This window comes from Flavobacterium notoginsengisoli, assembly GCF_042686225.1.
Lineage (GTDB): Bacteria > Bacteroidota > Bacteroidia > Flavobacteriales > Flavobacteriaceae > Flavobacterium > Flavobacterium notoginsengisoli.
Genome location: NZ_JBHUOT010000001.1, coordinates 569,972 through 582,798 on the forward strand (window position 1 = coordinate 569,972; position 12,827 = coordinate 582,798).

Below are 12,827 nucleotides of genomic sequence, written 5' to 3' on the forward strand. Positions count from 1 at the left end.
TTAATTAATAATACAAAATGAGGTTTTTTATTGAGATTTCTAATTAAATGAATATCAAAAAGAATACTCCAATTATTGAAATATTGTCAATTTATTTTAGTAATTATTTCAATTTTTAAGCTTCGGTTTTTTGAAATCATTAAGAATTTAATAATACTTTTTAGAAAAAATGTGCTCGAAAACACTTTTTTTATGTGCACGAACACATTTTTTTGATTTTGACATTGTTTATTAAAAAATATTCTTTAGTTTAGCCAAAAGTAAGTTGAAAACCAGCTTTTTTATTACCCTTTTTGAAGTTGAATTTTCAGTTTTAAGGCATGAGAAATGAGGCTGGAATTCAGAAAAAAAGTCACTTCAAAAGAGATGGGTTTTAGTGGAGGGAAAACAAAAAAAAACATCAATAAAAAAAATCAAACAAAAAACAAAAACAGAAGAATTATGAAATCAAAAAAAACATGACAAATTATTTCACTTTGAGTTCGATTATAGCTTAACCAATTTAGAATTACTCAAAGTATGCTTTTTACATTAACCATTTAAACTAACCAGAATAATATGAAAAAAAGTAACAAGTTATTATGCTGTAATTATCAGGATATAAAATTAAGGACATTACTCACTGTCTTTTTCTTGATAGCGGCATTAAAAGTAAATGCAGCGTCTTTTACAGACAGCAGCGAAAAATTAGCAATAGAGAATAAAAAATCAGAAGCAGATATTACTATCAAAGGAGTGGTTTTAGATGAATTGGGACAGCCAATGATTGGTGTTACAATTGTGCCAAAAGGATCTCCAAAAGGAACTACAACTGATTTTGACGGAACCTTTACCATTGTAGTTTCTTCTACAACGGAAGCATTATTATTTTCTTATGTAGGATATGAAACAAAAGAAGTTGCTATTGCCAATGCCACTAATCTAAAGGTTTCAATGGTGCCTTCATCAAATAGCCTTAACGAGATTGTGATTGTAGGGTATGGAACACAGAAAAAGAAGAATGTATTAGGAGCTATTTCTTCTGTTAAATCAGATGCTTTAGTGTTATCATCTGCGCCTTCTGTACTAACTGGACTTCAAGGTAAAGTAGCTGGTTTACAGATTTCTCAAAATAGTGCACAACCAGGAGGTGGATTTAATATTCAAATTCGTGGTGCAGGCTCTATAAACGCAAGCAACGATCCGTTAATTGTTATTGATGGGTTTCCAGTTACAAATTTAGAGCAACCAGGAACGGGTAACCGTTATGACGGTGGAACGCAGAGTATTTTAAATTCCTTTAACCCAAATGATATTGAGTCTATAGAAGTTTTAAAAGATGCAAGTTCAACAGCAATTTATGGAGCCAGAGCAGCAAATGGTGTTATCTTGATTACAACTAAAAAAGGAAATGAAGGTGATGTTAGAGTTGACTATTCTGGTTCATATTCCTATCAAAAATACAACAATAGTTATGAAGTCCTTGATTTGAAAGAATGGATGCAGTTAAGAAATGATGCGGCAAAAGAAAATTGGGAATTTATAAATAAAGTTTATCCATATTCATCAAAAACCTTAGAAGAAGCAAATGCAGCTCCGGTAAATGGGATTCCGTATAAAAGAATTTATTCAGATGAACAAATTAGAAATGCTGGAAAAGGAACAGATTGGCTTGGATTAGTTACAAGAAATGGTGTAATTGAGCAAAACAACTTATCACTTCGCGGAGGAACAAAATCGACCAAGTATTTTTTATCAGGTAACTTATTCAATCAGGATGGAGTTATTAAAAACTCAGGTTTAAAGAGAACGACTTTTCACTTTAACTTGGATCAGAAATTAACTGATTATATCAATGTTGGGATGAATATGACTAAAAGCCGAATCAAAAATCAAAATTCACAATTAGGAGGAGATCAGTATGAAAACTCAGGAATTATAAGATCTGCTATACAACAAAGCCCTGAAGTTTTAGCGATTGATGAATTGGGTAATTATCCAATAAACCCGGACAATGCTTTAGAACCTAATCCATATTCACTTTTGACAATTTCTGATGAAGGTGTCATTGATCGAACATTAACAAATTTCTACGCCGAAATAAAACCAATTAAAGGTCTTACAGCAAGATTCCAGGCAGGTTTTGATCAGGGGAATTCAAAGAGAAGCACTTATTTGCCAAGAACTACTTTATATGGAGCATTAGAAAATGGTAAGGCTACTATTAATTCTCAAGAAAAGAATGATGATTTATTTGACTTCACATTAAACTATACTACAAAATTAATGGAAGACAATACTTTTGGTTTAATGGTAGGTTACTCACAACAGACCTATAGAACAGAAGCAGCAACTTTAGGAAACAGCAATTTTATTACAGATGCTTTTTTATGGAATAATATGAATGCTGGTGCAGGGACAAAAGTTACCTCTTCTTCAAAATCTGAAAACAATTTTATTTCTTATTTCACAAGATTTAATTATTCGTATAAAGATAAATACATGTTGACTTCAACAATTCGTCGTGATGGTGCGAGTGTATTTGCAAAGAACAATAAATATGGATTATTTCCTTCTGTTGCCGTTGGATGGGATGTTTCTCAGGAATCATTCATGAAATCGATAGATAAATATGTGTCGCAGTTTAAAATTAGATTTGGATACGGACAAACAGGTAATGCATCAATTGGAGGAAGTGCTTTTGGAGCTTTCTATGCACAGCCGGCTTATTTAAATCCAGATGAATCAATATTAATTGGTGTATTTCCTTCAAGACTTGAAAATCCTGACCTAAAATGGGAAACTACAACAGAGAAAAATTTAGGTGTTGATTTTGAGTTGTTTAATAGAAGAGTTTCAGGTTCATTTGAATTATATGACAGAGTAATTTCAGATTTGCTGACTGTAAAACCTATTAACAGTTATCAAGAAATAAATACCGTTTGGGCAAATATTGGAAGTACACAAAGTAAGGGGATTGAGCTTACTTTAAGCACCTTAAATATTGACCGTCCTGATCTCAAATGGAGAACAACTTTTACTTATTCACAGTTTAGAACAAATTGGAAAGAAAGAGCGCCAGATTGGAAGCCTTCAGTTTACATGGGATATAATGATCCGGTTCGTGCACAATACAGTCAAATTGCTGATGGTGTAATGCAGATTGGAGAAGTTGTTCCAGCGCAGCCTGATTTATATCCGGGACAAATTAAAATTAAAGATTTAAATGGTTTTGTTAGAGATGCAGCAGGAAATCCTGTAACAGACGAAAATGGAAGATTCTTAAGAACTGGTGCTCCGGATGGAAAAATAGACGAAGCTGATACTGTTTTACTTGGATCATCTGACCCTGATTTTGTAGCAGGTTTAAACAATACAATTACGTGGAAAAATTTCCAATTGAATTTTCAGTTTAATGGAATGTTTGGACGAAAAATTGTAGATCAGACTGATTTTGCTTACGGTGTAACTGCAGTAGGAGTGGCACAAAACGGAAGAAATGCTGTGCGAAATGTATACAATAGATGGACACCAGACAACCCAACAAATACGCGACCAGGTTCACATTTTGGATATACACAATATGGTTCAGGAGATTTCTTCCTGCAAGATGCATCATTTGTTCGTTTACAAAATGTATCATTAAGTTATAATCTTCCAAAAAAATGGTTTGGGAAATATATGCAGGGAGCTGCTGTTCGATTAGATGGACAAAACCTTTTTACGATTACCAAATATGATGGTATTGATCCTGAAACAGATGGTTACGCAGCAGCATATCCAAATGTAAAAACATACACAGTAGGAATTGATCTTAAGTTCTAATATAAAAGATATGAAAAATTTTAAAAGTTATATAATAGTAACATTGATGCTTGTATTCTCAGGATGCAGCAACGATTTAGAGTCTATAAATTACGATGAAATTAATCCGAGTATTTTTCCTAGCTCGGAAGCTGATATTCAGGCGATAGTGGCTTCAGCATATTATCCGCTTAGAGGTTCTTATGGAAACGGAATTCATACGACTTCCGAAAATGGGTTAATGTTTATGTTAGATGCAACAACCGAAATTCTTCAAGGGCCTTATGGAGTGCAACAGGAAGCATCTTTGCACAGTTATAAAGCTACTTCTACTGCCTTTACGCGTTTTTATGATGTGTTTTACAATAAGATCAGTGGTATGACTTTAAGTATTGACAGAATTCAGTCATCAAATGTAAATGAGTTAATTAAAAAACAAGCAATCGCCGAAATTAAATGTGCACGCGGACTATTGGCCTACGAACTTTTTGATTTATACGGTCCATTAGTGGTAGCACCTCTGGACTTACTTAAAAATCCATTAAAAGAAGAACCATTGGCAAGACTTTCAAATGCTGAAATGGTAAGTTTTATTGAAAATGATCTGAAAGACGCAGCAGCAGATTTAAAAGCGCCAGGCGAAACAGCTTATGGAAGATTTAGTAATGGTATGGCCAGAATGGTTTTGATAAGATTATATCTGCATGAAAAAAGATGGGCAGAGGTTGAAGAACAAGCTGCAGCAATTATGGCAATGAATTATTATGGTTTAGAAGAAAATTATGTGGGATTATGGGATATTAAAGCTCCTGTGGATAGTAAAGAAGTAATTTGGGCAGTACCGGCAGATTATGCAGGAACTAGTGAAAATCAATGGCAATTAATGGTATTGCCGGCTAACTTTCCAGGGCGTGGCGGTTATGGAACTATTCAGAGTTCATGGACGTTTTATGATTCTTTTGAGGCAACAGATATTCGTAAAAATGCACTTATTGCTGAATTTACAGGAACAGATGGCGTAACGTACAATAGGGCAAATCCAGCTAATTATATGCAATTAGGACCAATTCCGTTAAAAATTGATCCGGATGCTGCCAGAACAACAGCTCTAACAACTGTAGATATTATTGTGTATCGTTATGCTGATGTCTTACTATCAAGAGCAGAAGCAATAGTGAATAAAACAGGAACTCCAACACAAGAAGCTATTGATTTAGTAAATATCGTAAGAAGAAGAGCTAAAATCAGCGAAATACAATTAGCAGATTATGCGACACTATCTAAATTTAACGATATTATTCTCTTAGAAAGATCACATGAATACTGGTGTGAAAACGGACAATACCGTTCAGATTTAATCCGACACGGAAAATTTACAGAACACGCTCTCGCCTTAAATGGAGCAGCGAGTCAAAGCGCTCCTTATAAAGCATTATTTCCTTTTTCATTGGATAGAATAAGTGAAGGTAAAGGTAAATTTATTCAGAATCCTGGATATAATTAATTTAGAAGGTTATCACTTTTTGTGAAAGTATAAAATGAAATCAGATAATTTAATTATAAAAAAAATGAAAAACTTACTATTGCTATTTTGTCTTCTCCTAAACATGGTATCAAGCTGCCAAAGTGATGGCGACAAAAATGATGGAGGACAAGCAAACGGACTAGAAAAGGTTACGTACGCTGTTTCTAACGAGGTTTTTACAAATCCGGAACGAGGGTTTATGCATACCTGGCAGGTAAATTCTGAAGGAGCAGCAATCACTGCGGCCTCTTTGAATAATTTAAAGAAGGAAAATGTGAGTCTTATTCTGCGTTTGTATTATCTGGAAAAATTTAAAACGACTCCTTTAAGCCAAACACAATTAGATCTTATTAAAACTGATTTTACTCGTTTGAGAGAAGCTGGTTTTAAATGTGTTTTACGTTTTGCATATACTGATGCACAGGATGGTTCAGATGCTTCTGTTGCCGTAATATCTGGACATTTAGATCAGCTGAAACCTATTCTGGAAGAAAATAAAGATGTAATTGCTTTTGTACAGGCGGGATTTGTGGGAGCTTGGGGAGAATGGTATTACACAACCAATCAGCTTACTACGCCGGCAAATAAAAAACTGATTCTGGATAAACTTCTAGAGTCTTTTCCAAAAGAAGTGAAAATTCAGGTAAGAACGCCAAAAATAAAACAGGATTTTGTTGCTACAACAACAGCAATGGACGCAACAGTTGGTTATGGAACGTCAAATACAGCTCGCTTAGGTTTTCATAACGACTGTTTTATGGCAAGTGTTGACGATTATGGAACATATACAAATGTTACTGCTGATAAAACATATATAAGCAATGAAGCGCTTTATGTACCAACAGGAGGAGAAACCTGTCCACCAACAGATGTGCCTACAGCCAGCTGTAGTATTGCAGAAAAAGAAATGACGCTTTTAAAATGGACGTATTTAAATCTGGATTATTACGGTCCTGTTTTGCAAGAATGGAGAAACAATAACTGTTTTGCCGATTTTGAGAGAAAATTAGGGTACAGACTTTCAGTAGCTTCTTCAAGCATCAAAAAAGAGGTTGCGCTAAATTCTTCACTGGAGTTTAATGCTTTGATAAACAATTCTGGTTTTGCACCAGTTTATAATTCAAAAAATGCTTTCTTAATCTTGAGGGCAACAACTGGAGGAACTCTATACAAGAAAAAATTAAACTTCGATGTTAGAAAAGTAGTTCCAAAAGTAACATTCGATTTAAAAGAGTCAGTGAGTTTGTCAGGAGTTCCAGCGGGAACTTATGAATTGCTTTTAAAAATAGAAGACAGTTCTTCTAAACTGGAAGACCGACCTGATTACTGCATTCGTTTTGCAAATACAGGAACATGGGAAGCAGCGACAGGATTCAATAAATTATCACAAACGGTTATTATTAAATAGTTATTCAAAACATTTAAATTCAAAACCATGAAAAAAATAAAATTAACCCAATATATAACATCGCTAATTGTCGTGTTATTGCTGACAGCTTGCTCAAGTGATGGTTCGTCATCAGAGGATTCAGCAACAAAACCAACTGCAGATTTTTCATTTACAAATGATGGAAGCACATTTACCTTTACCAATCTTTCAACAAACGGTACAAAGTATAGATGGGATTTCGGGGATTTATATTATACATCTGCTGAAAAAGATCCTATTTACACTTATAAAATTGGAGGTGAAATAAGAGTTTCTTTAACTGTTACAAACGATAAAGGAGAAGAAGCCTTTATTACTAAAATCATTACAGCACCAAGAATTATCATTATTGATATTAAAATTGATGGAAAATTTACGGATTGGGATGATGTTGCTGTGACAGATGAAAATACTTCAGGAAATGGTTCTATTCAAAAAATCAAAATCTGGGCAGGTGGTCCAAATGTTAATGTGTATTTAGAAGGAAACAAAAAAATGCTGATGGAATTGGTAGATATGTATATCAATACTGATGGTAATACCCAGACGGGATTCTTACACAGCAATTGGCCTCAGGGTTCTGGAGCGGAATTTTTGTTCGAAGGCCCCGTTGTAACTGGTGGCTGGGGCGATTTCTATAAACATACCGATCCAAATGGCGGTTGGGGCTGGGGGCAACAAGTAGGTTCTGGAGTTAACTTGAAATCATCTGGAATTGTAAGTCTTTCATCAACTACCAATGCGATTGAATTTAGTATTCCAAAATCACAATTAGGAACTTTAGGGAGTTCAATTGGTATTGCCATTACCGAAATGAATGCAGGATGGGGTCTTGTAGCCAATTTCCCTGAAGGCCCTAAGTTCTCTACATTGCAATTGTAGTTTGTCATCGATAGCCGGTCAAAACGTGCCATTGGATGAAGCGTTTTTTGAAGATTAATTGTTTGAGTCTAATGGCATGAGCTATCGAGTTTATATAATTTTATAATCCCGGTTATTAAAAAATATCGGGATTATTATAAAATAGAAAAAAGAAGAAATGACTAAAGTTATTGCCAATAATCGATTAATGTCTATAGATGTATTGCGAGGATTTGATCTGTTAATGATCATTGTTGCAGATCGATTTTTTTATAATTTACATGCAGCGGCTCAAACCAATTTTACAAAAGCCTTAGCTGATCAGTTTGAGCATCCGGAATGGATTGGTTTTCATTTGTATGATGTTATTATGCCTTTGTTTCTATTTGTTGTTGGAGTTGTAATTCCGTTTTCATTAGGAAATAGAAGTATCGAATCAGGTTCAAAATTTACATTATATGCTCACATTTTAAAGCGATTCATAATTTTATTTATTCTTGGATGGATTGTGCAGGGGAATTTATTGTTTTTAGATATTTCGAAGTTTCACGTTTTCAGTAATACATTACAGGCCATTGCGGTCGGTTATTTGTTTTCATGTATTGCGTATCTCAATTTTTCACAAAAAGGAAGATATGTATTTTTTGCCTCATGTCTTGTTTTATATGCCGTACTGCTATCTATTCCAGATTTCCTTGGACATCATTTTGAATTGCTTCCAAATAAAAATCTTCCCATTTATATAGATCAGCAGGTTTTGGGTCGATTTTATGATCAGACACAATATTCGTGGCTATTGACAGGATTAGGATTTACGGCAACAACCTTATCAGGATTATTTGCCGGAGAGTTGCTGCTGTCTTCAAATCCAAGGCCTAAAATAGCTTTGTATTTAGCAGTAATTGGAGTTTTCGGAATAGGCATTTCATTGCTTATTGGTTTGTGGCATCCTATTATAAAAAAAATATGGACAAGTTCGTTTGTAATTTTTTCATCAGGAATCAGCTTTGTTTTATTAGCATTATTTTATTGGCTTGTGGATGTGAAGGGGTATAAAAAATGGGCTTATCCGTTTCGTGTTATTGGTTTAAATGCTATTGCTGCTTATGTTGGTTCTCATGTTTTTAATTTCTCAGCTATAGCCAAACAGATTTTCTTTGGTTTTGAGCAGTTTACAGGAGCGTATTACGATGCGTTTTGTGATTTAGCAGGATTTGCAATTCTTTATTTTATACTTTGGTATATGCACAAAAACAAAACCTATGTAAAAGTTTAATACAAGCATCAGCTATAAATAATTATCAAAATATTATATTATTAAAAGAAAAAAAAATGAAAAGTTCAAGTTTAAGATTTTTGCTATTAGCTTTTTTGTTATTAAAAGTTTGCGATATTTCGGCGCAGCTTATAAAAACTAAAGCACCCAAAAGAGACAAAGGACAAACAGATGTTTTACGTCTCGCAACACCAGCAATCCCGCATGTGCGAGTAGCAGTTATTGGTCTGGGAATGCGCGGTACTGGAGCTGTAGAGCGTATTCCGCATATTCCGGGAGTAGAAATTGTAGCTCTGTGTGATATGATGGAAGAAAGAACAAAAGCAGCAAACGATACTCTGATAAAGCTTGGCGCACCAAAAGCGCAGGAATTTTTTGGGGAAGATGCCTGGAAAAAAGTAACAAAGCTGGACAATGTAGATCTGGTTTATATTGTAACCGATTGGAAACATCATGCCAATATCGCAGTTCAGGCTATGAAAGACGGAAAACATGTTGCCGTGGAAGTCCCAGGTGCTTTGACTATGAAAGAAATCTGGGATATCATCGATACTTCTGAGAAAACCAGAAAACACTGTATGATGCTTGAAAATTGTGTTTATGATTTTTTTGAATTGACGACTTTAAATATGGCGCAACAAGGTGTTTTTGGTGAAATTCTTCATGCGGAAGGTTCTTACATCCACGGATTGCAGCCGTATTGGGGAAATTACTGGAATAATTGGCGCATGGAGTACAATCGCAAACACAGAGGAGATATTTATCCAACTCATGGAATGGGGCCGGCTTGTTTGGCATTGAATATTCACAGAGGAGATAAAATGAATTTCTTGGTTTCGATGGATACTAAAGCAGTTGGAAACCCAGCTTTTATTAAAGAAAAAACAGGAGAAGTGGTTACTGATTTTAGAAATGGAGATCATACCATGACGATGATTCGCACCGAAATGGGGAAAACAATTCAAATTCAGCATGATGTTACAAGTCCGAGACCTTATAGCAGGATGTATCAATTGTCCGGAACAAAAGGGTTTGCTAATAAATATCCGGTTGAAGGTTATGCAATTGATGCAAAAGAGGTTGGAGCGGAAATTTCTAAAAATTATCAAAATCTTAATGCTGAAGAATTTGTATCGGAAGACGTTAAAAAGATTTTAATGGAAAAATATAAAAATCCGATTGTAAAAGATATAGAAGAAATGGCTAAAAAAGTAGGTGGTCATGGCGGTATGGATTTTATTATGGATTACAGAATGTTTTACTGTCTACAAAGAGGGCTTCCGTTGGATATGGATGTTTATGATTTGGCTGAATGGTCTTGTTTAAGTCCATTAACAGAGATTTCTTTAGATAACAATTCAGCTCCTGTTGAAATTCCTGATTTTACAAGAGGAGCATGGCAAAAACTTAAAACGGTAGAATTTTCTAGATAAAAAAGTTATTTGGATTCGTGTTTAGTTATTTTTTGTTAGCCTTAAAAATCTCCTGTTTTTGTACAGGAGATTTTTTTGGATGCAATTTTAATGCAGATTAGTAGATTAGACTTAGTAGTTTTGGTTTTTATGAATATTAATTATTTGAAAATGAATCGTTAGAAAGTTGATCTGTTAATTTTTTTTATACATGTTATTAAAAATAATTTTATATTTAAGTGTTTAGAATGTTCTAAAAGTAAACTAGATTTTCTTTGAAAGAATGCTATAAATATAGAGAAAGGTTTTACTCTCATAGCCTGTTTTTATTATTGAATTATGAAATTCTGACCGAAAGATACCCATTTTGTATTAGAAAACTTCAGAACATTAACAAAAAGCTGCTACTTAGTTAAAAATAAATAAAACTTACTATTTTATTTTTGTGTTGCAATAAAAATGCAGATATTTGCAAAAAAAATGCACTGTGTTGCAAAAAAATCATTGTTGCTTTTTTTAGTTATGTTATCCAACTTAAGAATAAGAAAATAAATTTTAAAAAAATATACCATGTTAAAAAGTAAAATCGACAAAGCAACAGGTTTCGAAAAACGATTCGAAAACATTAACACAGTTGTTTTTGAAAACTCAACAGAAGCTTCAAAAGAAGTAGCGCAGGAAATCGCAGCTTTAATTAAAGAAAAACAAAAAGAAGGCAAGCCTTGTATTTTAGGTTTGGCGACAGGTTCTTCTCCAAAAGGTTTATATGCTGAATTAGTGCGTCTGCATAAGGAAGAAGGTTTGAGTTTCAAAAACGTAATTAGTTTTAATCTGGATGAATATTATCCAATGGAACCAAATTCAATCAACAGTTATGTTCGTTTTATGAAAGAACTTTTGTTTGATCATGTCGATATTTTACCTGAAAACGCTCACGTCCCAGACGGACTTTTGACAAAAGAACAAATTGCAGACTACTGCCACGAATACGAAGCTAAAATTGAAGCTTTAGGCGGCATCGATTTGCAGGTTCTGGGAATTGGAGGTAACGGACATATTGGCTTTAACGAATCGGGTTCGCTTCAGAACTCTAAAACTCGTTTGGTGGCATTAGACCATATTACAAGAGTTGCAGCAAGCAAAGATTTCTACGGTTTAAATAATACACCAAGAACTGCTATTACACTTGGGGTTAAAAAAATCATGGAAGCTAAAAGAGTAATCTTATTGGCTTGGGGAGAAGGAAAAGCAAATATTGTAAAAAAATCGGTTGAGGATGAAGTTACCAATAGAGTTCCTGCGTCATTTTTGCAAGAGCATAACAATGCCGTTTTTATTTTAGATAAAGAAGCTTCTTCTAAGTTAACAAGAATCAATAAACCTTGGTTGGTTGAAAAAATTGTTTGGACAGACAAATTAACTCGTAAAGCAGTTTTAGGATTAGCATTAGATCTTAAAAAACCAATTTTAATGCTTACAGATGCAGATTATATCGAAAACGGTATGAGCGATTTGTTAGCAGATTCTGGTCCGGCTTACGATACTAATATTAAGATTTTTAATAAATTACAAAATACGATCACAGGTTGGCCAGGTGGAAAACCAAATTCTGATGATTCTAATCGACCTGAAAGAGCAGAACCGGCTAAAAAACGTGTATTGCTTTTTAGTCCGCACCCTGATGATGATATTATCAGTATGGGAGGAACTTTCATGCGTTTGCAAGAGCAGGGACATGAAGTACACGTTGCTTACCAAACATCCGGAAATATTGCAGTTGCTGATGATGAAGCACTTCGTTTTGCAAGATTCGTAATTGATTACAACGAGAAATTCGGAATCAAAAGCGAAGAAGCGGATAATATCTACAAAAAAGCAGAAGCATTTTTACAGAACAAAAAGAACAGCGAAATTGATATTCCTGAAGTTCGTTATATCAAAGGTTTAATTAGAAAAGGAGAAGCGAGAGCGACAAGTTATTTTGTTGGTCTTCCGGATTCTCAAATTCACTTTATGGAATTGCCTTTCTATGAAACAGGAACAATCGAGAAAAAACCAATTGGACCAGAAGATATCCAGTTGACTGTTGATTTAATTGAAAAAATTAAACCACACCAAATTTATGCTGCTGGAGATTTAGCAGATCCACACGGAACACACAAAGTTTGTTTAGACGCTATTTTTGAAGCTGTAAAAGTTTTAAAACCAAAAGAATTCATGAACGACTGCTGGTTATGGTTGTACCGTGGAGCTTGGCAGGAATGGGGAATTGACGAAGTTGAAATGGCGGTTCCAATGAGTCCTGATCAGGTTTTAGCAAAACGTCATGGAATCTTCAAACACCAGTCTCAAAAAGATGGAGTGGTTTTCCAAGGAACAGATGCAAGAGAGTTCTGGCAGAGAGCAGAAGACAGAAACCGCGAAACAGCTCAATTGTACCATCAGTTAGGTTTGGCAACTTATGCAGCAATGGAAGCTTTCGTGAGATGGCATTATTAAAAGTCTCAGTTTACAGTATCAGTTTTCAGTTTTAACTGTAAT

The 12,827-nt window shown here is 34.4% G+C and carries 7 protein-coding genes; all 7 read left to right on the forward strand.

The window, feature by feature from the left end:
* The first annotated feature begins 558 nt into the window (after positions 1-558).
* The 7 genes from ACFS3A_RS02315 (at position 559) to nagB (ending at position 12,785) form a co-directional block, all read left to right on the forward strand.
* Entirely contained in the window at positions 559-3,804 is a 3,246-nt protein-coding gene (locus tag ACFS3A_RS02315; protein ID WP_379823718.1) for a SusC/RagA family TonB-linked outer membrane protein, read from the forward strand.
* A gap of 10 nt (positions 3,805-3,814) precedes the next feature.
* Complete coding sequence (locus tag ACFS3A_RS02320) at positions 3,815-5,287, forward strand: RagB/SusD family nutrient uptake outer membrane protein (RefSeq protein WP_379823719.1); 1,473 nt, start codon at positions 3,815-3,817, stop codon at positions 5,285-5,287.
* A gap of 103 nt (positions 5,288-5,390) precedes the next feature.
* Positions 5,391-6,716 (forward strand): DUF4832 domain-containing protein, encoded by a 1,326-nt coding sequence (locus ACFS3A_RS02325; protein ID WP_379823720.1) that lies wholly within the window; start codon positions 5,391-5,393, stop codon positions 6,714-6,716.
* A gap of 27 nt (positions 6,717-6,743) precedes the next feature.
* The gene (locus tag ACFS3A_RS02330) at positions 6,744-7,619 is read left to right on the forward strand and encodes a PKD domain-containing protein (protein WP_379823721.1); all 876 of its coding nucleotides are present in this window, start codon (positions 6,744-6,746) and stop codon (positions 7,617-7,619) included.
* Positions 7,620-7,776: 157 nt separating this feature from the next.
* Positions 7,777-8,874 carry an acyltransferase family protein gene (locus tag ACFS3A_RS02335; RefSeq protein ID WP_379823722.1) on the forward strand — a complete coding sequence of 366 codons (1,098 nt, stop codon included), beginning with the start codon at positions 7,777-7,779 and terminating at the stop codon, positions 8,872-8,874.
* Positions 8,875-8,930: 56 nt separating this feature from the next.
* On the forward strand, positions 8,931-10,307 hold the full coding sequence (locus ACFS3A_RS02340) for a Gfo/Idh/MocA family protein (protein ID WP_379823723.1): 1,377 nt from the start codon (positions 8,931-8,933) through the stop codon (positions 10,305-10,307).
* 549 nt (positions 10,308-10,856) lie between these two features.
* Positions 10,857-12,785, forward strand: coding sequence for a glucosamine-6-phosphate deaminase (nagB, locus tag ACFS3A_RS02345; protein WP_179007424.1), 1,929 nt, complete (start codon positions 10,857-10,859; stop codon positions 12,783-12,785).
* Positions 12,786-12,827: the final 42 nt, after the last annotated feature.

Bases quoted from the DNA above. Each gene is read 5' to 3' on its own strand.
- ACFS3A_RS02315 (WP_379823718.1), top strand. From the start codon at position 559: ATGAAAAAAAGTAACAAGTTATTATGCTGTAATTATCAGGATATAAAA.
- ACFS3A_RS02320 (WP_379823719.1), top strand. From the start codon at position 3,815: ATGAAAAATTTTAAAAGTTATATAATAGTAACATTGATGCTTGTATTC.
- ACFS3A_RS02325 (WP_379823720.1), top strand. From the start codon at position 5,391: ATGGTATCAAGCTGCCAAAGTGATGGCGACAAAAATGATGGAGGACAA.
- ACFS3A_RS02330 (WP_379823721.1), top strand. From the start codon at position 6,744: ATGAAAAAAATAAAATTAACCCAATATATAACATCGCTAATTGTCGTG.
- ACFS3A_RS02335 (WP_379823722.1), top strand. From the start codon at position 7,777: ATGACTAAAGTTATTGCCAATAATCGATTAATGTCTATAGATGTATTG.
- ACFS3A_RS02340 (WP_379823723.1), top strand. From the start codon at position 8,931: ATGAAAAGTTCAAGTTTAAGATTTTTGCTATTAGCTTTTTTGTTATTA.
- nagB (WP_179007424.1), top strand. From the start codon at position 10,857: ATGTTAAAAAGTAAAATCGACAAAGCAACAGGTTTCGAAAAACGATTC.